Consider the following 26,984-nt stretch of genomic DNA (forward strand, 5'->3'; position numbering starts at 1 on the left):
GAGTCTTCCGGTCGGTGCGGTTACCGGCGGGGAGGGCCGCCGACGGTAACCGCACCATACTGCATCTTTTTAGATGTATCGGTAATGATGGAGAGGTGCGCGGGCTCAGATCTCCTTCAGCAGCGCGTCCGTCGTCGTCACGACCGCGCAGCGGCCTGCCGCCCAGCGCAGCGCCATGTCGTGCTCCTCGCGCGAGAAGTCCGCGACCGCGTCGGCCACCACGAAGGCCTGGATGTCGCGCATCCACGCGTCGGCGGCGCTCATCAGCACCCCGATGTGCGCGTACACCCCGGTGATCACGAGCTGGTCGCGGCCGTCGTCGCGGATGAGGGATTCCAGCTCGGTGCGGACGAACGCGCTGTACTTCCATTTGGTGAGCACCGTGTCGCCCGGCGCGGGCGCCACCTCGTCCGGTGAGGCCAGCGCCTCCGGGTCGTCCGCCATCCCCGGCCCCCAGAAGTCCAGTTGGAGACCGCGCTCCTCGGGGGTCTGGCCGCCGCGCTGCGCCGAGTGCACCACCGGGATTCCGGCGCGGCGGGCGGCCTCGATCACGCGGGCGGTGTTCGCGAGCATGCCGGTCAGCGGCTCCTCGCCGGGGCGGTACGCGCGCAGGAAGTGGTTCTGGAGGTCGTGGACGAGCAGCACGGCGCGCGCCGGGTCGACGGTCCAGCCGACCCGGTTCGCCGGGAGCTCGTCGGCGCCGGGCAGGGGGTAGGGGGCGATGGCGGGAAGTGCCATGAGTGAAGCCTTTCGGTGCCGCGCGGGGGCGGACTCAGTTCTGTGCGGGGGGAGTTGACGTGGAGGCGGGGGCGGAATCGGTGCGCAGGCCCTTCTTGCTGACCTTGCCGATCCCCGTCTGCGGGAACACATCCACGAATTCGACGAGGTCGGGCACCTTGTACGCGGCGATACCGCGTTCGCGCACATGCCGCTTCACGGCGAGCGCCCCGGGCGGTTCGGCGCCCTCGCGCAGGATCACGTACGCCAGGGTGCGTTCACCGAGATACGGGTCGGCCACCCCGACCACCGAGACGTCGTGCACCGACGGGTGGGCCAGGATGATGTTCTCGATCTCCTCCGGCGCGACCTTCTCGCCGCCCCGGTTGATCTGGTCCTTCGCCCGCCCCTCCACGACGAGATGGCCGGACGGGGTGCGGCGCACGATGTCGCCCGTGCGGTAGAACCCGTCCTCGGTGAACGCGGTCCTGTTGTGCTCGGGGGCGCGCCAGTAGCCCCGGATCGTGTACGGGCCCCGGGTCAGCAGATGGCCGAACCGCCCGTCCGGGACGTCCTGTCCGGCGTCGTCCACGATGCGGATCTCGTCGTCCTCGGAGATCGGCCGGCCCTGGGTGGAGACGACGGTCTCGTAGTCGTCGTCCAGGCGCGTGTAGTTGACGAGGCCCTCGGCCATGCCGAAGACCTGCATCAGCCGGCAGCCGAGCGCCGGTTCGAGGCGCCGGGCGGCCGTCTCACTGTATTTGGCGCCGCCGACCAGGATCAGCTCCAGGCTCGACAGGTCCTGCTCCGCCGCAGCGGCCGCGTCCGTCCACACCAGGGCGAGCGGTGGCACCATGCCCGTCATGGTGACGCGCTCCCGCTCGATCACCGGGAACGCCGTGGCCGGGTCGGGGCGCGGGCAGAGGACCACGGTGCCGCCCGCGTACAGCGTGCCGAGCCAACCGGGTGAGCTCATCGGGAAGTTGTGCGCGGCGGGCAGGATCACGAGGAAGCGGGTGTCCGCGTCGACGCCGCAGATCTCGTTGGAGCCGCGCAGCGAGTAGATGTAGTCGTCGTGCGTACGGGGGATGAGCTTCGGCACCCCCGTGGTGCCGCCGGACAGCTGGAGGAAGGCCAGGTCGTGCGGTTCGGGCCCGTCCTCGGGCTCCCCGGCCGCGTCGCACGGCACATCGGACAGGGCGGTGTGCTCGCCCGGGTCGCCGACGACGAACACATGCTTCAGGCCGGGCGCCCGGTCCCGTACGGCGGTGGCGAGCGCGCGGTAGTCGAATCCGGCGTGCTGGTCCGGGATGACGTAGGCGACGGCCTCGGCGAAGGAGCAGAAGTAGCCGATCTCCGTCTCGCGGTGGGCGGGCAGCGCGTATACGGGGAGTGCGCCGATCCGGAAGAGGGCGAAGACGACCTCGGCGAACTCGGCGATGTTGGGCAGCTGGACGACTACCCGGTCGCCCTTGGCTATCCCGCGCGCCCGGAAGCCGGCCGCCAGCCGGGCCGCGCGCTCGTCCAGCTCCCGGTACGTCCAGGCGCGGCGCCCGGGCGCGGGGTCGATCAGCGCGACGCGGTCGCCGTGGGCCTCGGCCCGTTCGCGCAGCATGCCGGTGAAGGTCTCGCCGCGCCAGTGCCCGGCCGCGCGGTAGCGGGCGGCGAACTCCGCGGGCCAGGTCGGGGCGTCTTCGTACGGTGAGGCAGTCATCGTTCCAGGTCTCCAGGGGGATGGCCGTTGTGAGGGCGCCGGTCGGACGGGTCAGGCGCGCAGGGTGGCGCCGCCGTCGACGTACAGGTCGTGCAGGGTGATGTGGCGGGCCCGGTCGGACACGAGGAAGGCGACCGCCTCGGCGATGTCGGCCGGTTCGGCGATGCGGCCGAGCGGGATGCCCGTGCGGTAGCTCGCCAGGTCCCCGGCTATGACGCGCTGCGCGGCGGGCCCGTCGTCGTGCGCCTCACCGGCCGGCCACATCCCGCGCTGCATGTCGGTGAGCGTGGAGCCGGGCGAGACCGTGTTGCAGCGGACGCCCCGGGGGGCCAGTTCCAGGCCGAGGCACTTGGTGAACATGACGGAGGCGGCCTTCGACGCGGCGTACGCCGCCATGGTCGTACGGGGGATGCCGGCGGCGTTGGACGCGACGGTGACGATGCTGCCCGCGCCCCGCTCCGCCATCCGGCGCGCCACGGACCGCGAGACGTGGAAGACCCCGTCCGTGTTGACGGCGAACGTCGCCCGCCAGTCCTCGTCGGTCAGCTCGGTGACGGGTGAACAGCGCAGTATCCCGGCCACGTTGACCGCGATGTCGAGAGCGCCGAGCGTGTCCTCCGCCTCCGCGACCAGGGCCTCGACGGCGGCCGCGTCCGTGACGTCCAGCGCCCGGGCCACGACGCTCCCTTCGTGCTCCCGGGCGAGGGCGTCGACGCCCTCCGGGGCCGCGTCGGTCGCCAGGACCCGGCAGCCGCGCGCGACGAGCGCCCGCACGACCGCCTCTCCTATGCCGCGTCCGGCTCCCGTCACGAGGGCGAGCCGCCCGGTGAGTTCCTGGTCGGCCGGGGCGACGGAAGGACGGGAAGAAGGGGCGGAATGCGGCGCCATGGTCTTGGGGTCTCCCTGTGACGGTGAACGAGGGGCGGCAACACTTAGGTAAGCCTAACCATAGAGTGATCACGCGAGCGAGGGGGTCGGAACCCGCGATCCTGGCCGTTCCCGGGTCGCCGGATGCCCTTTTTGCACCTACTTGAGCAAAAAGTCAATTACGGGCGATCAGGGCGGTTTTGATGGTGCCAGACACACTCAAAACGGACTAATGCTTCTATTACGCCCACAGTGGGCAGCGTCACGTCAGCCGTTTCTGACGCGCAATCCGATCTCCCGGTTCCCAGTCGTGCCAAGAAATTTGACTTCCCCCGACTCGGGCGATCATGAGCATTTCCTTTGATTGATCTTGCAAAACAATTGTGATCAGCAATTCCGGGCTTGTTCCGGCTGTCGTTTCTCGCTTACGGTCCCGTCATCAATCCGGATGGAACGCCGAATCCTGCCGCCGTCCGGGAACCCGACCACTCACGTACGGCAGGAGCGGGGGACCCAGGTTTGCCGCCGGTCCGGAATCCGGAGCGGCTAGGGGTGAAGTCGCCATGTGCGACCGGACATCTCCAGTCCGAACCCGACAGCTCACCTCGTAGGCGACGGAGAGGAAATACGCCATGACCCTCACGGGTAAGCACCGTCGTGCCAAGTCCGCGTCCCTGACCCGCGGTTTCATCGCCGTCAGCGCGGGCGGAGCCGTTCTCGCGCTCCCCCTGATCTCGGCCGGATCGGCCTCCGCCGCCCCCGCCAAGACCGTCGTCGCCGAAAAGGCCGCGGCCCCGACTTCCGTCGCCGGCAAGGAAATTGCCGTGCGCAAGGCCGCGCCCACCACCTATTCCGTGGTGTCCGGCGATTCGCTTTACAAGATCGCCCAGGGGCATTCCCTCAGCGGCGGCTGGGAGCGGCTGTACAAGGACAACCGCGGTGCCGTCGGCGGCAACCCCGACCTCATTCACCCGGGCCTGAAGCTCACCATCGGCGCCAAGTCCGAGGCCGCCGCCCCCAAGGCCGCGAAGAAGAGCGCATTCAAGGCGGAGACCGCCGAGAAGAACGGCGACACCGCCCCCCGGACGGAGAGCGCCGACCGCGCCGACCGCTCCGAGCGCACCGTCGTCCCGGTCGCCGCCGAGAAGCCCGCCGAGACCCAGGCGTCCGTCACGTACACCGACGACCTCGACGGCTGGATCAAGGAATCCCTGGCGATCATGGCGCAGCATGGCATCCCCGGCAGCTACGACGGCATCTACCGCAACATCATGCGCGAGTCCTCGGGCAACCCGATGGCGATCAACAACTGGGACATCAACGCCGTCAACGGCACCCCCTCCAAGGGGCTGCTCCAGGTGATCCAGCCCACCTTCGACGCGTACCACGTGCCCGGTACGTCGATGGACCTCTACGACCCGGTCGCCAACATCACGGCCGCGTGCAACTACGCCGCCGCCACGTACGGCTCGATGGACAACGTCTTCGGCGCGTACTGATCCACACCGGCCCCGCGCTCGGGGCAGGGTCGTGAGCAGGGGCGGGAAGAAGCGGAAGCGCTTCTTCCCGCCCCTTTCGCGTGCCCTGCCGCCCACGGTGGCCCCGGCCCCGGAATGCGAGGGCACGGCAAGGCGCGGATGCTGGAACGGTCAGCGTCTCTAGGAGGTCAGTCATGGGCATGCTCGACAAGATCAAGGACATGATCAAGGGGCATCCGGACCAGGCCCGCCAGGGAGTCGAGAAGGGCGGCGACTACGTCGACAAGAAGACCGGCGGCAAGTACAGCGGCCAGGTCGACTCGGCCCAGCAGAAGGCCAATGACCAGTTCGGTGACAGGCCGGACCAGGGCCGGTAATCGCTGGCCCGGACCGTGCGGGAGCGGTGGACGCCACAGCCGTGGTGTCCACCGCTCCCGCGTGTCGCGCCGCGCCCCGCCGGCCGTGCGGGCCCGGGGGGCGCCTCCGACGTGCCGCACCGGCCGCCCGGGAGCATGCTGGCTGTGTGACCTGGCACGGCGCGGCCGGGCGGCTGCCGTTCGGCCCGAGCGGCGGACCGCCCGCAGGACCGGAGGACGGCCGGGCACCGGACGACCTGTCCCTGGTGCTCGCCCAGTCCGTCGTACACGCCGTCGAGGCGGTCGGCGGCCGGGCCGGCGGGATCTACCTCCCCTCGCGCACCCCCGGCCTGCTCCGGCTGGCCGTCCTCGCCGGATTCCCCGTCCCCCTGCTCCGCCCCTGGTGGCGGATGCACGTGAACCGGCCGTTCCCGGTCGCCGAGGCGTTCCGCACCGGCAGCCCGGTGTATCTCACCGACGCCGAGGACGCCATGCGGCGCTTCCCGCAGCTGATGGCCGGGCTGCCCTTCCCCTTCGGCTCCCTGTACGTGCCGGTACTGCGCCGCCGTGAACCGGTGGGCGTCCTCGTCGTCCTGCGCGGTGCGACCGGCGACGAGCCGGTGCCCGCCGTCGAGCGGGAACGCCTCCAACGCATCGCCGACCGCCTGGGCACCGAACTGGCCGGCCTCGCGGGCGCCGGCACCCGGCCCGAGTGGGAGGGCGAGCCGCTCCCCGTACAGCTGCCCGCCAGGACCTCGCCGCCGGTGCGCATCGGCCGCTTCGACTGGAACCTCGCCACCGGCGCCGTCGACGCGGACGACGACCTCGCCGCGATCCTCGGCACCGGGAGCGGCCGCTTCCCCGGCACCATCGACGCCCTGGCCGCCCGGCTCGCACCGGAGGACGTCTACGGCCTCTGGGCGCTGGCCCGGCAGGCGGCGGGCTCCCGCGGCCCCGTCGTGCGCCGGATGCGGCTGCGCGGCCCGGACGGGCGCTCCCACCTGCTGGAGGTCTCCGGGCGCCGCCAGGACGACGTCGGGCCCGGCGGGCACCTGACCGGCTTCCTGGTGGACCTGGGCATCGGCCCGGTCGTCGCCGAGGCCGCCGACCGGCTGCCGCGCGGCATCTTCTCGCTCGACCGCTTCGGCCGGATCACCTACGTCAACCCGCTCGCCGAGGACATGCTCGGCCGGCCCCGCGCCGCCCTGGTCGGCCGGGTGTTCTGGGAGGCGCTGCCCTGGTTCGCCAACCCGGCGTACGAGGACCACTACCGGGCCGCGATGATCTCCGACGCCCCGGTCCACTTCCTCGCCCGCCGCGAGCCGCCCCCCTGGCTCTCGGTCTCCCTGTACCCCGGGCACGACGGCCTGACCGCCGTCCTCACACCCACCGACACACCCGCCTACACCCCGGACTCCGTCGTCTCGCCCGGGCTGGGGCTCGGCTCGCCGGCCGACCGGTCCGCCGCCCTCTACCGGCCGGTCGCCCTGGCCATCGCGCTCACCGAGGCCGTCACCGCCCGGCAGGTCTCCCGGGTGGTCACCGAGGAGCTGCTCCCCGCCTTCGGCGGCCGGCAGCTGGCGATCTACCTGCTCAAGGAGGGCCACCTCTACCTGGAGTGGGAGACCGGCTTCCCGCAGGGCTTCCTCGACCGGTTCGACGCGGTCGGCCTGGACGCCCGCATCCCCGGCGTGGAAACGCTCACCACCGGCCGCCCCATCTTCTTCGAGTCGATGCAGCGCCTGGCCGCCGCCTACCCGGGAATCCCCATGGACGCCGACGTCGGCGCCCGCGCCTTCCTCCCGCTCATCGCCTCCGGACGGCTCGTCGGCTCCTGCATCCTCGGCTTCGACCAGCCGCGCGGCTTCAGCCCGGAGGAGCGCACGGTCCTGACCGCCCTGGCCGGCCTCATCGCCCAGGCCCTCCAGCGGGCCCAGCGCTACGACACCGAGGCCGCCCTCGCCCGCGGCCTCCAGGACGCCCTGCTGCCGCACCGGCTGCCCGCCGTCCGCGGCATCGACACCCAGGGCCGCTACCTCGCCGGCACCCAGGGCATGGACGTCGGCGGCGACTGGTACGACGTGATCGAGACCGGCGGCCGCCTCGCCCTCGTCATCGGGGACGTGCAGGGCCACGGCGTGTCCGCGGCCGCGACCATGGGCCAGCTCCGCAGCGCCGTACGGGCCTTCGCGCTCAGCGGCCACGACCCCCAGGAGGTCATGAGCGGCACCAACCGCCTGCTCATCGACCTGGACACCGGCCAGTTCGCGAGTTGCTGCTACATCGTGACGGACCCGGCCACCGGCCGGACGCACGCCGTGCGCGCCGGACACCCCCAGCCCGTCCTGCGCAGACCCGACGGCACCGCCGAGGTCATGGACCTCCCGGGCGGCATCGTCCTGGGCATCGACGCCGAGGCCGGCTACCCCGTCACCGAACTCCACCTCGACCCGGGCGCCACGCTCGCGCTGTACACCGACGGCCTGGTCGAGCAGGCGGGCATCGACATCGACATCGGGGTCGAGCGGCTGCGCTCCACCCTCCAGGGCCTGGGCGCCGCCCCGCTCACCGACACCGCCGACCACGTCATCCGCCGCGCCCGCCAGGCCGCGGACCGGCCCGACGACATCGCCCTGCTCCTCGCGGCGCGGTGGACGGGGGAGAACGGCTGAGAACCGCCTCGGAGCGCAACACCGGGGGCAGTTCGCACGGGTCCCGCGCCCCGGCATCGTGCAAGCGGCTCAGGCGCGGTCGGTGGCCGGCTCACGCCCGGTGGACGTCTCCTCCGGCGCCTCGGGGGCGGCGGCCGGTGCGGGGCCGGGCCTCCCGGGCAGCAGCAGCCCCGCGGCGAAGACCACGACGGCCGCGGCGACCGGCCACCAGAAGGCGTTGGAGAAGGAGTCGGCGGTGGGGGCCGCGTGGGAGCCGCCGCCCTGGAGGATCAGGGCGACCACGGCGATGCCGAGCGAGGCGCCGATCTGGTTGAGGATGAAGACCGCGCCGGTGGCACCGGCGACCGACTCGCCCGGGACCGTCCTGTAGACCGAGCCCATCGTGGGCGCGCCCACCAGGCCCATGCCGAAGCCGGCGGCGAACTGCGCGGCGGTCAGGGCGACCTGGGAGGTGCCGGAGCCCGAACCGGTGAAGACCAGGGCGCCGGCGCCGATCAGCAGCGCACCGGTCGGGACCAGCCGCCGGGCGCCCACCCTGTCCGCGAGGTTGCCCGCGATCGGCATCCCGATCAGCGTGCCGAGACCCAGCGGCGCGAGCAGCAGCCCGGATTCCAGGACGGTGTGGCCGTGGACCTGCTGGTAGTACAACGGCAGCAGGAACAGCAGCGAGAACAGACCGCCGCCGAGCAGGAACATGGTGATCACGCTCGCGCTGAACCCCTTGCCGCCGAACAGCCGGAGGTCCAGCAGCGGCGTCGCCGTGGTGCGCAGCGCGTGCACGGCGTACGCGGCGAACAGGGCGACGCCCACCGCGAGCCCGACGATCACCTCCGTACCGCCGAAGCCGTCGCCGCCCGCCCGGGACAGCGCGAACACGATCGCGGCGAAACCGGGGGAGAGCAGTGCGACGCCCAGTGCGTCGAACGGGACGGGGTCGCCGCTCGGCGGGGGGTCGGCCGGCAGCACCCGCACCGCCAGGACGATCGCGGCCAGCGCGAAGGGGATGTTGACCAGGAACATCCACTCCCAGGAGAAGCTGTCCAGCAGCAGCCCGCCGATCACCGGGCCGATCACCGGGCCCAGCGTGATCGGTACGGAGACCAGGCCCATGACCCGGCCGATCCTGGCGGGTCCCGCGGCGCCCGCCACCACGGTCATCATGATCGGGTCGACCATGCCGCCGCCGAAGCCCTGGACGACGCGGAAGGCGATCAGGCTCTCCGCGTTCCAGGCGAAGGCGCAGAGCGTCGAGCCGATCAGGAACACCGAGAGGCCGAGCAGCCACATGCGCTTGGCGCCGAACCGGACCACGGCCCAGCCGGCCAGCGGAATCGCCAGCGCGACCGCGAGCAGATAGCCGGTGGTGACCCACTCGACGGTGGCCAGCGTCGCGTGGAACTCACCGCCCAGCGTGCTGATCCCGACGTTGACGATCGTCGCATCCAGGTACGACATCATCCCGCCGAGCACCATGACGCCGACCAGCGTCAGAAGTGCGGCGTCGAGCCTGGCGGGCCCGCCCTCCGCCGGCTTTGTTACAGACACGGGAACTCCTTTGAACCGAGTAAGTCATCAAATTTAACTGGGTAGTTAAATCAGGTGGCTGGCACCGTAGCATGGGCGCATGAGCGTTGGCGAGAAGGAAGAGATGGACGGGCGCCCGGCGGACCGCGGGCGCCTCGACAAGCGCCGGGCGATCGTGGAGGCGGCCCTGCGGGTCTTCGCGCAGGTCGGATACGCCCAGGCGAGCCTGGACGTGATCGCCGCCGAGGCCGGGGTGTCCAAACCGACGATCTACAACCACCTGGGCTCGAAGGAGAAGCTCTTCCGGTACGTCCTGACGGAGACGGCGGCCCGGTCCAACGCCAAGACCCTGGACGTCCTCACCGGCTTCCCCACCGATCCGGACCGGCTGCGCCCCGCACTGGAGGACCTGGCCACCAAGCTGGTCGACTGCTACTGCGACGAGCGGTCCGAGGCCGTACGCCGGCTGCTGTACGCGGAGGCCGTGCGCTTCCCGGACCTCTTCGACGCGGTACGGGCCAGCGGGCCCAACCAGTTCACCGAGGCGCTCGCGGGCCGCCTCGCCCGGCTGGCCAATGCCGGGCACCTGAGGATCGGGGACCCGGTCAGGGCGGCCAACCAGTTCATCGCGCTGGTCTACGAGGAGCTGCCGGGGATGAGCGCGCTCGGCACCCGCCCGCTGGACCCGGAGGAGGTCGCCGAGGTCGTCACAGCGGGCGTCGACACCTTCCTGCGCGCCTTCGGCACCCACAAGGAAGCCCCCGACGCGCCGGGGGCGGCGTCGGGGGCTTCCGACGGGGTCAGCGGCTGAGCGGCCCCCGCGCCGGAGCGTCCGACAGGGACACGGCCAGCTCCGCCACGGCCGGCACATGGTCGTTCAGGAAGAAGTGCCCGCCCGCCAGGACCCGCATCGCGAAGGGGCCCGTGGTCGTCTCGCGCCACGGCCCCACGTCCTCCACCGACACCTCCGGGTCACCGTCCCCGGTGAGGGCGACGACCGGGCACGCCAGGAGACCGCCGCGCGGCACGTACCCCGCGACGGCCGCGTAGTCGGCGCGCAGGGCGGGGAGGATCACGTCGAGCAGTTCCGGATGGGCCAGCACGGCCGGGTCCGTGCCGCCGAGCGCGCGGACCCGGGCGAGCAGCGCCTCATCGGTCTCCGGCGTGCCGGATCCCAGGCGCGACGGCGCCCGCCGGCCGGACACGATCAGTGCCGCCGCCCCGTGACCCGGGACATCGGCCAGCCGCAGCGCCACCTCGTGGGCGAGCGAGGCGCCCATGCTGTGCCCCAGGAGGACGCGCGGCCCGGCCGGGGCGGGGCCGGCCGCCAGGGCCTCGGCGATCAGGTCGGCGAGCCGGTGCAGATCGTCGAGGGGCTCCTCGCGGTAGCGGTCCTGCCGGCCCGGGTACTGCACGGCGCGCACGTCCAGCGCCTGCCGCACGGCCTCGGACAGCGGACGCCAGAACCCCGCCGCGCCGCCCGCGTGCGGGAAGCACACCAGCTCGGCGCGGGCGTCCGTGGGGTGGTAGCGGCGCAGCCAGGTCTCCGGACGCGTGCCCGCTCCCCGGCCTGTCTCTTCGGTCTCTTGCTGGTGCATGGATCGCCTTCGGTTCTCACATCTGGTGTGCGGGGCCTACGGGTTCAGCGTCGCCGGGCGCCCGGCGCGGGCACCAGGCGGACCGCCGTGTTCAGGACATGGTCGATCGCGTCGCGCGAGGGGTGCTCCGTGAGGTTGGTGAGCAGCCGGGCCAGGGTGTTGAGCAGGGCCGGCGAGCCCATCACGTACCGGTTCAGCACCGGCTGGAAGCCCGACCGGCTGAAGATCAGATCGGCGGCCGTGTTGCCGAGCCGGTAGTAGCGGCCCCAGCGCCGGTTCATCTCAGCCGGATAGTGGCGCAGCGCCCGCTCGCGCCTCGGTCCCGGCGGCAGCGCCAGCGCGAGCGCCGTCGTCTCGGCGGCCACCTCGCCCGCCTCCATCGCCTGCCCGATGCCCTCGCCGTTCCACGGGCTGACCATGCCCCCGGAGTCCCCGACGAGCAGGAGGCCCCGGGTGTACAGCGGGTGGCGGTTGAAGCCCAGCGGCAGCGCGGCGCTGCGTACGGGCCCCTCCGCGTTCTCCTCCCGCAGCCCCCACTCCTCGGGCGTACGGGCGAGCCACCGGTCCAGCGTGGCACGCAGGTCCGCACTGCCGTGCCGACGGTGGGGGAGCGCGCCCAGGCCGACGTTCACCCGGCCGTCCCCCATCGGGAAGATCCAGCCGTACCCCGGCAGATAGGCATCGCTCCTCGGGAAGCGGAGGTCGGCCCACAGTTCGAGGAAGTCCTCCCCGGAACGCTCCGGGCTGCGGTAGTAGCGCCGGGCGGCCGTCGCGATCTGGCGCTTGGCGTCCCGCTCAAGACCCATGGCCAGCGCGATCCGGGCCGAGGCGCCGTCGGCGGCGATCACCACGGGAGCCCGGTGCACCACCGTGCCCGCGTCGGACACCGCCGTCACCCCGGTGATCCGCCCCGCCCGGTCGGTCACCGGCTCCTTCACCTTCACCCCGGTACGCAGCCGGGCACCGGCCGCCACGGCGTGCCGGGCCAGGATGTCGTCGAAGTCGTGCCGGCTGCGGGTGAGCCCGAAGTCCGGGAAGCCGCCCAGCGCCGGCCAGTCGATCTCCACCTGCCGGGGACCCGCCACCCAGCGCATCCCCCGCGACCGGGTCCAGCCGGGGGCCTGGATGTCGACGCCCATGCGAATCAGCTGGTGCACCGCGCGCGGGGTCAGACCGTCCCCGCACACCTTCTCGCGGGGAAAGCGGGACTTCTCCAGGAGCAGCACATCGACCCCGGCCCTCGCGAGGTGGTAGGCGGCGGACGAACCGGCCGGGCCCGCGCCGACCACGATGACCTGCGCCTCCTCGGCCGCGCCGTGAGCGGTCTCCTCGTCCGACGGCGACTGCTCTGCACGCGTGTCCCGCATGGGGCTCCTCTCCTCGCTCGGGCCCGCCGCCGGGACGACGGCCCTGTACACCGACATCCTGCCGGTTTCCCGGGCCCCCGGGGCGGGTGATCGAAAAAGGGCTGCCCCGCCCCGGGCCGTTCACACCCGGAGCGCCCCGCCGCTCAGCCCGGCGGCCTGCGCCCCGCGTCGGCGAGCAGCCGCTCGATGCGGTCGAAGCGCTCGTGCAGCAGCCGCTCCGTGTCGTCCCGCATCCGGCGCGCGGCGTGCTCGGCCTCGGCGGCCAGCCGGTGACGGCGCCGCTGCTCATGCCCGACGAACCAGGTCGCGAGCGCGGCCGTGACCATCCCGTACGTCGTGATGCCGACACCCATCACGACGGCGGCCACGACCCGCCCCCACAGCGTCACCGGGAAGAGATCCCCGTAACCGACGGTCGTCGCGGTCTCCACCGACCACCACAGCCCCCGCGGATACGAGGTGATCGTGGCGGCCGGCGCGTGCCGCTCGGCCAGGACCACCAGCCACGAGCCGGCCAGCATGGTCACGGCGAGCAGCACCGTCGCCCAGCCCGCCGCCTTCAGATGCAGCGAGCGGTTCTCCCGGCCGAGCAGCAGCTCGACCGCCTTGGTCAGGAATACAGGCACCATTTCCGGATCATCGGGCGCCGGCGGCGGTCTCGGCGCCCGGGCACGCGCCCGCCGCCCGCGCGTCACCCGATCGCGCCCGGCCCGGCGCGCCGGGGGACGGGGACCGGTCCCGCACGCCGATCGCCCTGCGGCGATCCGTGTTAAACCTGGATATGTGGGTGGCACAGGTCGATTCCGGGCGAAATTTCACCGCTCCGCCCGGCGTCCGCAGCGACACGAGGGCGGCCGCCCGGGCGGTCGCGCACCCGCGCCCTCGGAGCGGCCCCGCGGGCGGACCTCCCGGGGACGCGGGCTCCTGTCGATGTTCAGCGTCCGCACCGTCGCCGGACAGTTCTTCGTCCTCATGCTCGGCATCGTCGTCCTGCTCGACGCCGCCGCCGTCGTCGCCCTCGTCGTGCAGGGCCGCCGCGACAGCATGAACGCGGCGCGCACCCAGTCGCTGAGCGTCGCGCAGACCTTCGCCCACGCCCCGGGCGTGGCGGCGGCCCTCGACAGCAAGGACCCCACGGCCGTCCTCCAGCCGCGCGCCGAGGAGATCCGGCAGAGCACCGGCGTCGAGAACGTGGTCGTGGCCGGCACCGACGGCATCCGCTACACCCACCGCGACATCGCCCTCATCGGCAAGAAGATCAGCGGCCCCTACAAGGAAGCGGTCGAAGGGGAAGCGGTCACCCGCACGGTGACGGGGAGCCGGGGCAGAGCGGTCACCTCGCTGGTGCCCGTCGAGCGCCGGGACGGCTCCGTGGCCGGACTGGTGGCGGTCGGCATCAAGGTCGAGGCCGTCAACCGGCTGGCGTCCCCGAGCATCCCGCTGACCATCGGCGCCGGGGTCGCCGCCCTCGCCCTCACCGCGGCCGGCGCCGCCCTGGTCGGCCGCCGGCTCAGCCGCCAGACGCGCGGCCTCGGCCCGGCCGAGATGACCCGGATGTACGAACACCACGACGCCGTCCTGCACGCCGTGCGCGAGGGCGTCCTCATCATCGGCGCCGACCACCGGCTGCTGCTCGCCAACGACGAGGCCCGGCGGCTGCTCGACCTCCCGCCGGACGCCGAGGGCCGTGCGGTGACCGACCTCGGGCTCGCCTCCGGCACGGCGGAGCTGCTGGCCTCCGGGCAGGTCGCCACGGACGAGCTGCGGCCCGCCGGGGACCGGCTGCTCGCCGTCAACCTCCGCCCCACCGAGGAGCGCGGCGGCCAGCCCGGCATGGTCGCCACCCTCCGCGACACCACCGAACTGCGGGCCCTCACCGGCCGCGCGGAGACCGTACGCGAGCGGCTGACGCTCCTCTACCGGGCGGGCGCCCTGATCGGGACCACGCTCGACGTCACCACCACCGCCCAGGAACTCGCGGACGTCGCCGTCCCCGGATTCGCCGACTGCGTCACGGTCGACCTGGCCGACGCCGTCCTGCGCGGAGGGGAGCCGAGACCGCCCACCGGCGACACCCTGGACCTCCGCCGCACCGCCGTCCGCACCTCCGCCGAGGACCACCCGCTCTTCCCGGCCGGCCGCGTCATCGGTTACCGGCCGACCTCCGCCGAGGGCCTGGGCACCGGCGTCGGGCACACCTGGATCGTCTCCGACCTGGCCTCCTCCCAGCAGTGGCGCGAGACCGAGCCGGAACAGGCCGACCGCGTCCTGGAGCACGGCTACCACTCGCTGCTCTCCGTCCCGCTGCGGGCCCGGGGCGTCATTCTGGGCGTCGCCAACTTCTGGCGCGGGCACAACGAGGACCCCTTCGACCTGGACGACCTCTCCTTCGCCGAGGAACTGGTGGCCCGCGCCGCGGTCAGCGTCGACAACGCCCGCCGCTACACCCGCGAGCACGAGATGGCCGTCACCCTTCAGCGCAGCCTCCTGCCGCGCGGCCTGCCCGAGCAGAACGCCCTGGACGTCGCCTACCGCTATCTGCCGGCGCAGGCGGGCGTGGGCGGCGACTGGTTCGACGTGATCCCGCTCTCCGGCGCCCGGGTCGCCCTCGTCGTCGGCGACGTCGTCGGGCACGGGCTGCACGCGGCGGCCACCATGGGCCGGCTCCGCACGACGGTCCTCAACTTCTCCACGCTCGACCTGGCGCCCGACGAACTCCTCGGCCACCTGGACGAACTGGTGGTCAGGATGGACCAGGACGAGGAGTCGGACGGCGGCGCGATCACCGGAGCCACCTGCCTGTACGCGATCTACGACGCGGTGTCCGGCCGCTGCACGGTCGCCAGGGCCGGCCACCCCGGTCCCGCGCTCGTGCTGCCCGACGGCACGGTCAGCTTCCCGGAGATCCCGGCCGGACTGCCCCTCGGGATCGGCGGCATGCCCTTCGAGATGACCGAGCTGGAGGTCCCCGAGGGCAGCCGCCTCGTCCTGTACACGGACGGTCTGGTGGAGCGCCGGGACCGGGACATCGACGACGGCATGGAGCTGCTGCGCCGCTCGCTCGCCGACCGCGACCGCACCCCCGAGGAGACCTGCGACGACGTGCTGGAGGCCCTGCTGCCCAGCCGCCCCGGCGACGACGTGGCCCTGCTGGTCGCCCGGACCCGCACCCTGGACCCGTCCCGGCGCGTCCAGTGGGACGTGCCCCCGGACCCCGCCGCGGTCGCCGGAATCCGTAAGCAGGCCATGCGCTGGCTCTCCGACCGGGGCCTGGACGAGGAGGGCTTCGTCACCGAGCTCATCCTGAGCGAACTCGTCACCAACGCCATCCGCTACGGCTCCGAGCCCATCACGGTCCGGCTGCTGTACGACAGGGCCCTGACCTGCGAGGTCTCGGACTGCAGCAGCACCTCCCCGCATCTGCGCTACGCCACCACGACGGACGAGGGCGGCCGGGGCCTCTTCCTCGTCGCCCAGTTCGCGGAGCGCTGGGGGGCCAGGTACACCGACCGGGGCAAGGTCATCTGGTCCGAGCAGACCCTCGGCGGGCCCCCGCCGGCCGGTCCGCTGTAGACGACGGGCCTGACGACGGACGCGGGGCCCGGCAGTCTGCCGGGCCCCGCGCCGCTTCACCTCGGGTGCCTCATGTCCTGCGTGTCCCCGTCAGGGGAAGGACACCACGTTCGACGGCACGGTCGAGGTCCCGGAGGTCGGCGAACCCGTGTCGTTGATGACGTGGTTGTACTGCCCCTGGCCGCCGAGCGAGACGACGAGCAGGTCGTGGAACTTCACGCCCGCCTTGACCGGGGCCTCGAAGCCGTGGTCCTGGCGGATGCTCGGGTCGACGTTGAAGTAGCAGTAGCTCCCCAGCCCCCAGCCCTCATGGGTGTTGACCGAGTCGTCCACCTTGTAGGCGGCGTAGCCCTTGACGTTGCCGTTCTGCACGGCCGCCTGGTTGGGGGCGTCGTACGCCTTCTCGTTCTGGAAGAAGATCGTCTTGCCGTTCTCGCCGGACCAGCGGACGTCGTACTTGTTGAAGTGCTCGACGAAGAGCCCGGTGGCCAGGACGTTGTCGCCGTTGACCTGGAGGCCGTAGTCGGAGCGGTTGGTCTCCCAGCCGATGCCCTCGCCGTGGTCGGCGCGCCACAGCCAGGTGTGGTCGATGATCGTGTCGTTGCTGTTGATCACCATGCCCGTGGTCGCCTTGCCGGCTCCCGCGCCGCCGACCCGGACGAACACGTCCTGGACGCTGGTCGGGTTGGCGGAGTGGTTCGCGGAGGCGCCGTCGGGGCCGACCTGCACGAGGACCTGGGAGTTCTGCGGACCGGCGTCGACCAGGAGCCCGGCCAGCTTCACGCCGTCCACGTCACCGACCTTGAGGGCGGTCACGCCGTTGTCCGGGATGATCGTGGCGAGGCCGAGGCCCAGCACGACGGTGTTGGCGCGGTCGATGTTGATCGTCTGGTTCACGTGGTAGATGCCGGGCGTGAACAGCAGGTGCAGGCCCTGCTGGACGGCCGCGTTGATGGTGGCGGCGGTGGCCCCCGGCTTGACGACGTAGAACTGGCTCAGCGGGATCGACTCGCCCTGCGGGGTGCCGTTCCAGGACACACCGCGCGCGTTGGTGCGCTTGGCGGGGACGAACACCTTGTAGTCGTTGCCGTCCAGGTAGAGGAACGGCTTCTCACGGGAGACCGGGGTGTTCTGGAGGGTGGTGTACGGGGGGTTGGGGAAGCTCTGGGCGGGCGCGCCCTCGACGCCGGAGAACGTCATGTTCCAGACGCCGTTGCCCCAGCTGCCGATGGAGCTGTCGCGGGTGTACCACTGCTGCTGCGAGTACGGGCCGACCTGGCCGTCGATCTTGCTGTCGGCGATGTAGCCGCCGCTCGCCCAGCCGTAACCGTTCGGGGCGAGGTTGAGGCCGCCCTTGACGTGCATCCGGCGGAACGGCGCGGCCTGGGACACGGCCCAGCGGTCGGTGCCGTTGACCGGGTTCAGCGCGAGGTTCTCGGCCGAACGCCAGAAGTTCTGGGTGGCGTTGCCGTTGAACCAGCCCGCGTCCACGGTGACGTCACCGTTGAACGTGGTGTCGTCGGGCTTCAGGCCGAGACCGGCGATCGAGGTGTAGAAGCCGATCTGCGCGTTGATGTTGTTGTACGTGCCCGGCTTGAACATCAGCGCGTAGCGGCCGTTGCCGAACTGCGCCGACTCCTGCTGGTGGAAGATCTCGTCCACCTTGGCCTGGATGTTGGGCGTCGACGGGTCGAAGACCAGGACGTTCGGGCCGAGGTCACCGCCGCCCGGGAGCTGCGGGCCACCGCCGCCGCCGGTGGTGCCGAACACCTGGAACTCCCAGAGCGAGTAGCCGTATCCGGTGGCGCGGGCGGTACCGGTCAGCCGCACGTAGCGGGCAGTGCCCGAGACGTTCAGCGTCTCGTTGCCGCCGGGGCCCGTGGTGGTCGAGTAGGCGGTGCTCCACGTGTTGTTGTCCGTGGAGAACTCGATCTTGTAGCTCTTGGCGTAGGCGGCCTCCCACTTCAGCGCGATCTGGCTGACCGATGCCGAGGCGCCGAGGTCGACCTTGATCCACTGCGGGTCGGAGAACGCGCTCGACCAGCGGGTGCCGTTGTCGCCGTCGACGGCGGCGGTGGCGGGGGTGCCGGCGCTCTCCTGGCTGGACACGGTCACCGTCTTGCCCTGGGAGAGCAGGGAAGGGGCGGCGCTGGCCGAGGTGGAGGGCACGAAGGCGAGGAGCGAGACGACGAGACCGGCGACGGCGGCCAGTACGCCGGTGCGTCTTCTTCCGGTCGAAGGTGCGGGTCTGCGGAGCGAGGGGGGTCCATACATGGGGGCTTGTCTCCTGAGTCGCGGAACGGGTGCACGACACGAAGCCGGAGAGCGCTCTCTCCGGCGAGGGGGATACTTCACCCCCGGCTCACGACACGTCAATAGGTGTGCACCGACGGCTTGTTCGGGTGGCCTTGAGAACAACAGTTGACGACGGAAAGCTCACGTGTGTCCGTGTTGCGGCCATCTTGACAGCGCCCGCCGCACGTGAACTGACGCAGCGTCGGTTCAGGTGATGACGGAGCGCGTACGGGGAGTGTGTGAGGCTTCGCTGATCGTTGCCACCGCAATCACCGCGCGCCCCCGGCGCACCCGCGGACCCCACCACCGCCCGCACCCGCGTCTGTTACCGGACATGTTGTTCCCACCCCGGGGACAGCCGGCCCGGCCCCTCGCTATCCTCCGGGCATGAGCCGTGAGCGTGGCGCGAGAAGCACCGCTGACCAGGCACGACGAGGCCCGGGGTGACCGAGATGAGGGGCCCCGCACCGGCGGACGCCCGGGGTGCCGAGGCATGGCGGGCGTTCGGCGCCCGGCTCCGTCTCCGGCGCAGGAGGGCCGGTCTCACCCAGGCCCAGGTGGGCGCCCGGGTCGGCTACGACCACACCGCCATCAGCAAACTCGAACACGGCAGCCGCCGCACCCCGCTCCCGCTGGCCCGCCGCCTGGACCAGCTGCTGAGCGCCGACGGGGACCTCGTCGCCGCCTGCGAGGAGGCCGAGGAGAGGGAGCGGGCGGAGGCGGTGCCGGTCGCACCCGGGCCGCTGCCCGACCCGGTCCGGCAGGGCCCGCTGCCCGGCGAACCCGCCGGCGGTGAACTTCCGGCGATGCTCCCGCCGGGGACCGTGCTGCCCGGGCAGCTGCCCGCGTACGGCCTGGTCTGCCCGTTGCACGGACGCGGCGGCTGCACGGTCCCCGCGCTCACCGACGTCGTCGCCCTGCACGCGCGGTTCTGCGCCCTGGGGCCCGCCGCCGCGGGCCGCCCCGCCCTGGACACCGACACGGTGCACGCCCTGACCGCGCTGCTCGCCGTCTGCCTGCGCGCCGACGAGGAGCGCGGCTGGCCCGGAGCGACCGCCGTGGTCGAGCGCACCCTGCACGCGATGCTCCGCTGGATGGCGCTCCCGGCCGCCCCGTACCAACGCCAACTCGCCCCGCTGGCCGCCGAGTACGCCCAGTCGGCCGGCTGCCTCAGGCTGCTGTGGGGGCGCAACGGGACGGCGATGGCCTGGCTCGACCGGTCCCTGGTGTGGGCGGCCATGTCCGGCCATGTCGGCGTGCGGGTCGCGGCGCTCAGCGATATGAGCACCCTGGCCCGGCTGGAGGGCGACGGCTCCTCCGCCCTGGCGTACGGCGAAGCCATCGGCACGGCCGCGGCGGGCCGGCACTGGGCGGGGGCGATGAGCGATCTGTACCAGGCGCGCGGCCACGCGGTGCGCGGTGACGCCGGCCGCACCCTGCACCACATCGCCCGGGCCTGGTCGCTGATGGACCTGGCCGATGAGCGGGACGAGGCGGAGGCGCCCTGGCTCTCCGTCGCCTCCGTGCGCCTGCGGGTGGAGTCCGGCGCGGCGGGCGCCCTGCGCGACCTCGCCGCCGCGACGGGGGAGCGCCGGTACGCGCTGCGCGCCCTGGACGCGGCCGGCAGCGCGATCCGGCTGCTGCCGCCGGGCCTGCACTCGGCCCGCAAGCTGTTCCTGGCCCGCACGGCGGACGCGTACGTCTGCGCGGGCGAACCGGCCGCCGCGGCTGCGGTGGCCGGACCGGTCCTGGACAGCACCGAGGTGCATCCCGCGACCCTGCTCGGCCAGGAGCTGCGCGGACTCCACGGACGGCTGGCCGGCAGCGCCGACGGGAGCAGGGAGACCGAGGAGTTCCTCCGCAGGCTGGCCGCGGTCGTCCACTGAGGACGGACGACGGCAGGGGCGGGGCGTGTGGACCACGCCCCGCCCCCGTGCACGCGCCGGTGGATCAGCTCACATCGAGGGCCACATCGTCCACGACGAAGCTGGTCTGCAGATAGGCGTCCTCCTTACTGGTGAAGCCCAGCGTCACGGTCTGCCCGGCCGCCGACGCGACGTCGAAGGTCTCCAGCACATAGCCGTTGGTCGCGTCGAGATTCGAGTACGTGGCCAGGGTCCGGGACCCCAGCTTCACGGTGAACGTGTCGTACGCGTTCCCGTCCGGCGTGTCGGCGGTGTCGGTCCGCAGGTAGAACGACAGCCGGTACGTCGAGCAGCCGGCCGGAACGGTCAGCGACTGGGTGGCGGTGTCGCTGTGGGTGCTGCCCCAGCCGCCGAACCACGCCTGGTACGAGCCGCTGTGCGCGGGCTTCTCGGAGGTCCGGTTGTTGATGACGCCGCTCGTCTGCGTCCAGGGCGACGTCCCGTTCTCGAACCCGCCGTTGGTCACGACCTGCCGGGGCCGGCAGTTCCCGCCGCCACCGACCACCAGCGAGTACGTGGTGGTGTGGGCGGCCGTGCCGGTACCGGTCACGGTGAGCGTGTACGTACCCGCCACGGCCTGGGCGCTCGCGGAGACCGTCATCGTGGCCGACGACCCGGACTGCACGGAGGTGGGCGAGAAGGAGACGGTGACACCGCCCGGCGCACCGGACGCCGTCAGCCGGACGCTCTGCGCGGAGCCGCTGGTGGTGGCCGTGGACACGGTCGCGGTGACCGATGAGCCCGGCTGGACGCTCCCCGAGACCGGGTTCACCGAGACGGAGAAGTCGTCGGCGGGCGCGGTGGAGCCGACCGCCGTCTTCCACAGCGTGTAGGCGATCCCGTCGGCGCTGCGGTCGAGCGCGGTGGCGTTGATGTTGGCGGTGGTGTCGCAGGACTGGTGGTAGCAGGGGTCGTACGAACGGCCTGCCGTGCCGCCCCACTTGGCCGCCTGCGCCGAGGTCTTGGTGTCACTGGCCCCGGTGGCGTAGCCGGAGGTGGCGATCCCGCCCTGCTGGAAGGAGTAGTCGTCCGAGCGCCCCTGACCCTCGACGTTCTCCTCCGGGGCGAGCCCGAGGGAGGACCAGTACTCCTTCATCGGGGCCGAGGCCGCCGAGTTGAGGTTGTTGATGAAGTAGCCGCCGTTGACCGAGGCGACCATGTCGAAGTTGTAGTACGCGGTGATGGCGCTGCGCTGCGCCGAACTCAGCTGGCTCACGTAGTACTTGGATCCCTGGAGGCCCTGTTCCTCGCCGTTCCACCAGGCGAACCGGACGTGCTTGGTCATGGTGGGGTTCTGCTGGGCCAGGGCGAGCGCGTTCTCCAGCAGGGTCGCCGAGCCGGAGCCGTTGTCGTTGATGCCGGGCCCGGCGGAGACGCTGTCCAGGTGGGCGCCGAACATCACGGTGCTGTCGGCGGGGCCACCGGGCCAGTCCGCGATGAGGTTCTTGCCGGTGTAGGTGCAGGTGGCGCAGGTCTGCTCGGTGACGGTGTAGCCGGCCGCCTGGAGCTTGCCCTTCACGTAGGTGAGCGAGGCGGTGTACCCGCTGCTGCCGGCCCGCCGGTTGCCGCCGTTCTGCGAGGCGAGGGTGTTGAACTGGGTGAGGTGTGCCTGCACGTTGGCGACGCTGATGTCGGGAGCGGTGCCGCCGGGGTTGCCGCCGCCGTCGTTGACGGTCAGCGTGTACTGGGCGGTGTGCTCCTGGGTTCCCGCGCCCTTCACGGTGAAGGTGTACGCGCCGGGGGCCGCGGCCGACGTGGTCGTCACGGTCATCGTGGACGTGGCGCCGGACTGCACCGAGGACGGGCTGAAGGAGACGCTCACCCCGCCGGGCAGGCCGCTCGCGGACAGGTTCACCGTCTGGGCGCTGCCGGACGAGATCGTCGTACGGACGGTGGACGTCACCGAACCGCCGGGCTTCACCGAGCCGGAGGCCGGGTCCAGGGACAGCGAGAAGTCGTTGTCGCCGCTCGGCGAGCAGGTCGGGTCACCGCTCTGGGCGGGCACGCTGACCGCGTCCCACGCCGCCTTGGCGCGGTTGTACAGCGTGCAGGTGGCGTCGAGGTTCTTGGCCGCGGTGAGGGTGGTCGTGCGATAGCGCTTGTACGTCATGCCGCTGGTCTTCAGGAGCATGCCGCCGTAGAACACCTTGCCGGCGCTCTGGATGCCCACACCGGTCACCGAGGAGTTGTTGCAGGTCGGGCTGGAGGGCTTGCCGCCACCGGGGCTGGAGCCCTCGGCGAGCAGGTAGAACCAGTGGTTGAGGGGCCCGGCCGCGGCGTGCTCCTCGGTGCTGGGTATGGAGGAGCTGTAGCAGTTCGGGTCGCCGATCTGGCCGGGGTTGTACATGATCCGGATCGGCCCGTTGCCGACTAGGTTGATCTTCTCGCCGACGGTGTAGTCCGGATCGTCGTACGGGGCCGGCTCATTGGTGTACGCCTCGGTCAGCGCGCCCATGATGTCGCCGGTGGCCTCGCCGAGCCCGGACTCGTTGTTGGCGCCGCCCGGGGTGTACTGGTCGATGCCGTGGCCGAACTCGTGGCCCACGACGTCCATCGCGCCGATCCACTGGTTGGCCTGGTTGTGGCCGATCGAGACCGTGGAGCCGTCCCAGTACGCGTTGACGTCGTTGAGGCCGACCTTGACCGGCCAACTGCGGCCGTTGCCGTCGTGGCCGTTGCGCCCGAGCCAGTCGCGCAGCATGTCCCACTCGTGCTGGGCCGCCCACATCACGTCGACGCAGCCGGTCTCCTTGCTGGACGCGTTGCCGGTGCCCCAGGAGTCCGTGGACTTGGTGAACACGCCGCCGGTGCTGTAGTCGGCACAGCTCAGCCCGGGGCGGTTCGGGTCGCGGAGCGAGTAACTGCTGCCCGACGAGGTGGTGTTGATGGTGAGCGGGTTCGGCCCGTTCCACTGGCTGTTGCCGGTCCCGGCCCGGACGTCGTCGTAGCTGTCGATGACGGCGCCGGTGCCCGCGTCCACGAACACGTGCAGCCGGCTGGGCGCCTTCGCGGTGTGGCCGGTGAGCACGGTCTCCCAGGCCAGCCGGGAGCGCGTGCCGGTGGCCCGTACCACCAGCCGGTGGCTCTCGACCTCGTCCACCGTACGCAGTTGCTTGCGGGAGGTGGCCTCGGCGGTCCTCGCGGAGACGGTCGCGGTGGTCGGCACGTTGATGCGCCGCGAGACCGCCGACTGCGTCCCGCGCACCCGGCCCTTGGAGTCGGCCACCACGACCGCGTCCCCGCCGACCACGGGCAGGCCGCGGTAGGTGCGCTCGTACGCGACGGAGTAGAGGCCGTTGACCCACGGGGTGACCATCCGGCGCTCGTAGCGCTCCTCCGGGCCCTTGGCCAGGGTGTCGAGCCCGCTGGCCGCGGCCTTGTCGGCGGCCGAGACGGCGGTGGTGAGCGCCTTGGGGGCGGGCGGCGGTGTGGGGTCCGCCGAGGCGGACGGGCCGCTGACGGCGACCAGCATTCCGGCGAGGACGGCCAGGGTCGTCCCGGCCGTCATCGGTCTGCGTTTCATCGAGGCTCCTCATGGTGTCCGTGATCGAGCGACCGAACACTCACATGTGGTCATGACCCCGTCAACGAACTGCGGGCGCCCGCAGGGGAGTTGGCAAGTCTCGTCAAGTCGGACGGACGCGCCACGGAAACGCATGCGAAAAAGGGGGATGGACAGGCGGGGAGGCGGAAGTTATCCTGCACTCTCACCAGAACGGTGATCCACACGCAACTGTCGACGCGAGCCTATCACTGAATCGGCAAGCGCACAAGCATTTCTGGCCCCCCCTTCATCCGGCCCCCTCTTCCCGCCCGAACCCACAAGGAAGGCACCAGCCTTGACCTCGCACTCCCTCACCGCAGCGGCCGCCGGCACCTGGCGGCTCGGTGATCTGCCCGTCAACCGGATGGGCTTCGGCGCCATGCGGCTGACCCAGAACGGCCGGGCGCTCAGCAACGAGCGCACCCCGCACGACCGGGACCGGGCCGTCGCGGTGCTGCGCCGCGCCGTCGAGCTGGGCGTGAACCACATCGACACGGCGGCCTTCTACTTCTCGCCCCTGCGCTCCGCCAACGAGCTGATCGGCCGGGCCCTCGGCCCCTACCCGGACGACCTGGTCATCACCACCAAGGTGGGCCCGGGCCGCGGCCCCTCCGGCGACTGGATCGACTGGGCCCGCCCCGAGCAGCTGCGCGGGCAGGTCCAGGAGAACATCCGTCAGCTCGGCCGCGACCACCTCGACGTCGTCAACCTCCGGATGAACGGCAACCGCCCGGTCTCCGATCTCTTCGGCGCCCTGGCCGAACTGCGCGAGGAGGGGCTCATCCGCCACCTGGGCCTCTCCAACGTCTGGCCGGAACAGATAGCCGAGGCCCGGGCCATCGCACCCGTCGTCTGCGTGCAGAACCGCTACGGCATCGGCGAGCGGCGCGCCGGCTCCCAGGAGGTCCTGCGCCTGTGCGGTGAACTGGGCATCGCCTTCGTCCCCTTCTACGCCATCGCGGGCGCCGGCCACGAGGCCGGGGCAGGCGACGCCGAGCACGAGGCGGTGCTCGACGTCGCCCGCGCCCACGACGCCTCGCCCGCCCAGGTCCGGCTGGCCTGGACCCTCCAGCAGGGCCCGCACGTCCTGGCCATCCCGGGCACCGGCAACCCCGCCCACCTGGAGGCCAATGTGGCGGCGGGCGCCCTGCGGCTCACCGACGAGGAGGTGGCGCGGCTCAGCGCACTCGGGCAGGCCGCCGGGGCGGACGTAGCATGATCCCCATGGAACAGCGCGAACTGGGCAGGACCGGACGTGACGTGTCGGTCATCGGACAGGGCACCTGGCAACTCGGCGGGGACTGGGGCGAGGTCCGCGAGGAGGACGCCCTCGCGGTGCTCGACGTGGCCGTCGAATCGGGGGTCACCTTCTTCGACACGGCGGACGTCTACGGGGACGGCCGCAGCGAACAGCTCATCGGCCGCTATCTGAAGGAGCGGCCCGATGCCGGGGTGTTCGTCGCGACGAAGATGGGCCGCCGCGTCGACCAGGTGCCGGAGAACTACACCCTGGACAACTTCCGTGCCTGGAGCGACCGTTCCCGCGCCAACCTGGGCGTCGACACCCTCGACCTCGTACAGCTGCACTGTCCGCCCACCGCCGTCTACTCCTCCGACGAGGTGTACGACGCGCTGGACACCCTGGTCGACGAGCAGCGGATCGCGGCCTACGCGGTCAGCGTCGAGACGTGCGCCGAGGCGCTGACGGCCATCGCCCGGCCGGGCGTCGCGAGCGTCCAGATCATCCTGAACCCGTTCCGCCTCAAGCCGCTGGACGAGGTGCTGCCGGCGGCGCGGGAGGCCGGGGTGGGCATCGTCGCCCGGGTCCCGCTGGCCTCCGGGCTGCTGTCGGGCAAGTACACCGCGGACACCGTCTTCGCGTCCGGCGACCACCGCACGTACAACCGGCACGGCGAGGCGTTCGACCAGGGCGAGACCTTCTCCGGCGTCGACTACGGCACCGGTGTGGCGGCCGCCGCCGAGTTCGCCGCGTTCGCCCCCGAGGGCGCGACCCCGGCGCAGACGGCACTGCGCTGGATCATCCAGCAGCCGGGTGTCACCAGTGTCATCCCCGGCGCGCGTTCGACGGAGCAGGCGCGGGCCAACGCGGCCGCCGCCGCGCTCGCCCCGCTGCCGCAGAGCACGCTGGACGCGGTGCGCGACCTCTACGACCGGCGGTTCCGCGCGACGGTCCACGGCCGCTGGTAGTCACCGCCCGGAGAACAGGCTCATCCCCAGGAGTACGGCAGCCAGAAAGGCGATCGCACCCGCGATGGCACTGGCCACCCGGGGCCGGCGCCGGATCGCCTCACCGGCGGTCCGGCGCCGGCCTTTCGCGGGCCGGGCGGCCGCACGCCGCCCGTGCCCGCCGTGTCCGCTCCCGTTCGCGGTTCCCTGACCGTTGCCGGGTCCCGGCGGTGCCTGCGGGAGCCGGTACGTCGTCGGCGCACCGGGGTCCGCTCCGGGGAGCGGGGCGGGAGTGGCGGGTGCGGCGGGGAAGGGCGCGAGGGCGGGCGCCGGGTGGTGCGGGGGCAGCGGTTCCGGGCGGCCGCGCCAGGCGTCGCCGTGGAACCAGTCGGCGACCTGCTGGGCGGTGGGCCGGTCCTCCGGCTGCTTGGCGAGCAGGCCGAGCAGATACGTGTCGAAGGCGGCGGGCACGTCCACACCCCGCTGACGCAGCGGCACCGGAGGCGTGTCCACGTGCTGGTACAAGGTGGCCGTCGCGGTGTCCGAACGGAACGGCGGTTCACCGAGCAGCAGTTGGTAGACGACGCAGCCGAGCGAGTACATGTCGGACGCGGCGTCGGCGGTGCGGCCGAGCGCCCGCTCCGGGGCGAGGTAGAGGCTCGTACCGACGATGTGGCCGGTAGTCGTCAGCGCGGCGGACGGGTCGTCCACGAACTGGGCGATGCCGAAGTCCCCGATCTTGACGGTTCCTTCGCCGTCCAGCATGAGGTTTCCGGGCTTGATGTCGCGGTGGACGATGCCCTGCCGGTGCGCGGCGGCCAGTCCGGCGGCGGCCTGTCCGGCGATGCGGGCGGCCTGTTCGGGGCCCAGTCGTTCCTGGGCGAGCAGCAGGTCCGCCAGGCTGCGGCCCTCGACGAGCTCCATCACCAGGAAGAGCCGGTTCTCCCAGGCGCCGAAGTCGAAGACGGCCACCAGATGAGGGTGGCTCAGCCGGGCGGCGGTCTGCGCCTCCAGGCGGAACCGGGCGGTGGCCGACTCGTCGGCGTGTTCCCCGAGGAGCAGTTTCACGGCGACGGCGCGGCCGAGGACTTCGTCGGTGGCCCGCCAGACCTCACCCATTCCACCCCGGCCGATGGCGGATATCAGCCGGTACCGACCAGCAACCAG

Annotated in this window: 18 protein-coding genes and 1 riboswitch; of the genes, 8 read left to right on the plus strand and 10 right to left on the minus strand. The window is 72.3% G+C overall.

Going from position 1 to position 26,984, the window contains the following annotated elements; genetic code table 11:
- Positions 1–105 precede the first annotated feature (105 nt).
- Genes ACIQZN_RS13995 through ACIQZN_RS14005 form a run of 3 tightly spaced genes read right to left on the minus strand, consistent with a single transcriptional unit; the run spans position 106 to position 3,319 of the window.
- On the minus strand, positions 106–738 hold the full coding sequence (locus ACIQZN_RS13995) for an isochorismatase family protein (RefSeq protein WP_403992151.1): 633 nt from the start codon (positions 736–738) through the stop codon (positions 106–108).
- 34 nt (positions 739–772) lie between these two features.
- A complete protein-coding gene (locus ACIQZN_RS14000) occupies positions 773–2,431 on the minus strand; it encodes a (2,3-dihydroxybenzoyl)adenylate synthase (RefSeq protein WP_403992154.1) in 1,659 nt (552 codons plus the stop codon).
- A 51-nt stretch (positions 2,432–2,482) separates the two neighbouring features.
- Positions 2,483–3,319, minus strand: coding sequence for a 2,3-dihydro-2,3-dihydroxybenzoate dehydrogenase (locus ACIQZN_RS14005; RefSeq protein WP_403992157.1), 837 nt, complete (start codon positions 3,317–3,319; stop codon positions 2,483–2,485).
- Between the two features lie 423 nt (positions 3,320–3,742).
- Positions 3,743–3,927, plus strand: a riboswitch (cyclic di-AMP (ydaO/yuaA leader).
- Positions 3,928–3,930: 3 nt separating this feature from the next.
- Here ACIQZN_RS14005 and ACIQZN_RS14010 point away from each other — a divergent pair.
- The 3 genes from ACIQZN_RS14010 to ACIQZN_RS14020 all read left to right on the plus strand — a co-directional run bounded on the left by ACIQZN_RS14010 (position 3,931) and on the right by ACIQZN_RS14020 (position 7,804).
- Positions 3,931–4,797 (plus strand): transglycosylase SLT domain-containing protein, encoded by an 867-nt coding sequence (locus tag ACIQZN_RS14010; protein ID WP_403992160.1) that lies wholly within the window; start codon positions 3,931–3,933, stop codon positions 4,795–4,797.
- A gap of 173 nt (positions 4,798–4,970) precedes the next feature.
- Positions 4,971–5,153, plus strand: coding sequence for an Rv0909 family putative TA system antitoxin (locus tag ACIQZN_RS14015; protein ID WP_391266418.1), 183 nt, complete (start codon positions 4,971–4,973; stop codon positions 5,151–5,153).
- Positions 5,154–5,299: 146 nt separating this feature from the next.
- Positions 5,300–7,804 (plus strand): SpoIIE family protein phosphatase, encoded by a 2,505-nt coding sequence (locus ACIQZN_RS14020; protein WP_403992163.1) that lies wholly within the window; start codon positions 5,300–5,302, stop codon positions 7,802–7,804.
- A 69-nt stretch (positions 7,805–7,873) separates the two neighbouring features.
- On the opposite strand, the gene ACIQZN_RS14025 is transcribed toward ACIQZN_RS14020, so the two are convergent.
- Positions 7,874–9,349: a DHA2 family efflux MFS transporter permease subunit gene (locus tag ACIQZN_RS14025; RefSeq protein ID WP_403992166.1), complete on the minus strand. Its 1,476-nt coding sequence runs from the start codon at positions 9,347–9,349 to the stop codon at positions 7,874–7,876.
- Between the two features lie 79 nt (positions 9,350–9,428).
- On the opposite strand from ACIQZN_RS14025, the gene ACIQZN_RS14030 reads away from it, so the two are divergent.
- The gene (locus tag ACIQZN_RS14030) at positions 9,429–10,139 is read left to right on the plus strand and encodes a TetR/AcrR family transcriptional regulator (RefSeq protein ID WP_403992169.1); all 711 of its coding nucleotides are present in this window, start codon (positions 9,429–9,431) and stop codon (positions 10,137–10,139) included.
- Here ACIQZN_RS14030 and ACIQZN_RS14035 read toward each other — a convergent pair.
- From ACIQZN_RS14035 to ACIQZN_RS14045, 3 genes are all read right to left on the minus strand, one after another.
- Positions 10,129–10,926 carry a thioesterase II family protein gene (locus ACIQZN_RS14035; RefSeq protein ID WP_403992172.1) on the minus strand — a complete coding sequence of 266 codons (798 nt, stop codon included), beginning with the start codon at positions 10,924–10,926 and terminating at the stop codon, positions 10,129–10,131. The two genes, ACIQZN_RS14030 and ACIQZN_RS14035, sit on opposite strands and share 11 nt — an antisense overlap.
- 44 nt (positions 10,927–10,970) lie before the next feature.
- Entirely contained in the window at positions 10,971–12,293 is a 1,323-nt protein-coding gene (locus tag ACIQZN_RS14040; RefSeq protein WP_403992175.1) for a geranylgeranyl reductase family protein, read from the minus strand.
- Positions 12,294–12,436: 143 nt separating this feature from the next.
- Positions 12,437–12,922: a potassium channel family protein gene (locus ACIQZN_RS14045; protein WP_403992178.1), complete on the minus strand. Its 486-nt coding sequence runs from the start codon at positions 12,920–12,922 to the stop codon at positions 12,437–12,439.
- 301 nt (positions 12,923–13,223) lie between these two features.
- Between ACIQZN_RS14045 and ACIQZN_RS14050 the strand changes: the two genes are divergently transcribed.
- On the plus strand, positions 13,224–15,866 hold the full coding sequence (locus ACIQZN_RS14050; RefSeq protein WP_403992181.1) for a SpoIIE family protein phosphatase: 2,643 nt from the start codon (positions 13,224–13,226) through the stop codon (positions 15,864–15,866).
- Between the two features lie 90 nt (positions 15,867–15,956).
- Here the strand turns inward: ACIQZN_RS14050 and ACIQZN_RS14055 are convergent, their stop codons facing one another.
- Positions 15,957–18,140, minus strand: coding sequence for a discoidin domain-containing protein (locus ACIQZN_RS14055; RefSeq protein ID WP_403992184.1), 2,184 nt, complete (start codon positions 18,138–18,140; stop codon positions 15,957–15,959).
- Between the two features lie 473 nt (positions 18,141–18,613).
- Between ACIQZN_RS14055 and ACIQZN_RS14060 the strand changes: the two genes are divergently transcribed.
- Positions 18,614–20,047 (plus strand): helix-turn-helix domain-containing protein, encoded by a 1,434-nt coding sequence (locus ACIQZN_RS14060; protein ID WP_403992339.1) that lies wholly within the window; start codon positions 18,614–18,616, stop codon positions 20,045–20,047.
- Between the two features lie 64 nt (positions 20,048–20,111).
- Here the strand turns inward: ACIQZN_RS14060 and ACIQZN_RS14065 are convergent, their stop codons facing one another.
- On the minus strand, positions 20,112–23,594 hold the full coding sequence (locus tag ACIQZN_RS14065) for a M28 family peptidase (protein ID WP_403992342.1): 3,483 nt from the start codon (positions 23,592–23,594) through the stop codon (positions 20,112–20,114).
- A 331-nt stretch (positions 23,595–23,925) separates the two neighbouring features.
- Here ACIQZN_RS14065 and ACIQZN_RS14070 point away from each other — a divergent pair, with 331 nt between their 5' ends.
- The gene (locus ACIQZN_RS14070) at positions 23,926–24,849 is read left to right on the plus strand and encodes an aldo/keto reductase (protein WP_403992187.1); all 924 of its coding nucleotides are present in this window, start codon (positions 23,926–23,928) and stop codon (positions 24,847–24,849) included.
- Positions 24,846–25,838: an aldo/keto reductase gene (locus tag ACIQZN_RS14075; RefSeq protein WP_403992190.1), complete on the plus strand. Its 993-nt coding sequence runs from the start codon at positions 24,846–24,848 to the stop codon at positions 25,836–25,838. The genes ACIQZN_RS14070 and ACIQZN_RS14075 overlap by 4 nt, the downstream gene beginning before the upstream one ends.
- On the opposite strand, the gene ACIQZN_RS14080 is transcribed toward ACIQZN_RS14075, so the two are convergent.
- Positions 25,839–26,936 carry a serine/threonine-protein kinase gene (locus ACIQZN_RS14080; protein ID WP_403992193.1) on the minus strand — a complete coding sequence of 366 codons (1,098 nt, stop codon included), beginning with the start codon at positions 26,934–26,936 and terminating at the stop codon, positions 25,839–25,841. It abuts the gene before it with no gap.
- Positions 26,937–26,984: the final 48 nt, after the last annotated feature.

The organism is Streptomyces sp. NPDC097595 (assembly GCF_044761525.1).
GTDB lineage: Bacteria > Actinomycetota > Actinomycetes > Streptomycetales > Streptomycetaceae > Streptomyces > Streptomyces drozdowiczii_A.

Excerpts from the sequence above, each read along its gene's own strand:
- ACIQZN_RS14015 (WP_391266418.1), top strand. The coding sequence starts at position 4,971 with ATGGGCATGCTCGACAAGATCAAGGACATGATCAAGGGGCATCCGGAC.
- ACIQZN_RS14050 (WP_403992181.1), top strand. The coding sequence starts at position 13,224 with ATGTTCAGCGTCCGCACCGTCGCCGGACAGTTCTTCGTCCTCATGCTC.
- ACIQZN_RS14010 (WP_403992160.1), top strand. The coding sequence starts at position 3,931 with ATGACCCTCACGGGTAAGCACCGTCGTGCCAAGTCCGCGTCCCTGACC.
- ACIQZN_RS14005 (WP_403992157.1), bottom strand. The coding sequence starts at position 3,319 with ATGGCGCCGCATTCCGCCCCTTCTTCCCGTCCTTCCGTCGCCCCGGCC.
- ACIQZN_RS14030 (WP_403992169.1), top strand. The coding sequence starts at position 9,429 with ATGAGCGTTGGCGAGAAGGAAGAGATGGACGGGCGCCCGGCGGACCGC.
- ACIQZN_RS14035 (WP_403992172.1), bottom strand. The coding sequence starts at position 10,926 with ATGCACCAGCAAGAGACCGAAGAGACAGGCCGGGGAGCGGGCACGCGT.
- ACIQZN_RS14000 (WP_403992154.1), bottom strand. The coding sequence starts at position 2,431 with ATGACTGCCTCACCGTACGAAGACGCCCCGACCTGGCCCGCGGAGTTC.
- ACIQZN_RS14065 (WP_403992342.1), bottom strand. The coding sequence starts at position 23,594 with ATGACGGCCGGGACGACCCTGGCCGTCCTCGCCGGAATGCTGGTCGCC.
- ACIQZN_RS14080 (WP_403992193.1), bottom strand. The coding sequence starts at position 26,936 with ATGGGTGAGGTCTGGCGGGCCACCGACGAAGTCCTCGGCCGCGCCGTC.
- ACIQZN_RS14040 (WP_403992175.1), bottom strand. The coding sequence starts at position 12,293 with ATGCGGGACACGCGTGCAGAGCAGTCGCCGTCGGACGAGGAGACCGCT.
- ACIQZN_RS14055 (WP_403992184.1), bottom strand. The coding sequence starts at position 18,140 with ATGTATGGACCCCCCTCGCTCCGCAGACCCGCACCTTCGACCGGAAGA.
- ACIQZN_RS13995 (WP_403992151.1), bottom strand. The coding sequence starts at position 738 with ATGGCACTTCCCGCCATCGCCCCCTACCCCCTGCCCGGCGCCGACGAG.
- ACIQZN_RS14075 (WP_403992190.1), top strand. The coding sequence starts at position 24,846 with ATGATCCCCATGGAACAGCGCGAACTGGGCAGGACCGGACGTGACGTG.
- ACIQZN_RS14045 (WP_403992178.1), bottom strand. The coding sequence starts at position 12,922 with ATGGTGCCTGTATTCCTGACCAAGGCGGTCGAGCTGCTGCTCGGCCGG.
- ACIQZN_RS14060 (WP_403992339.1), top strand. The coding sequence starts at position 18,614 with ATGAGGGGCCCCGCACCGGCGGACGCCCGGGGTGCCGAGGCATGGCGG.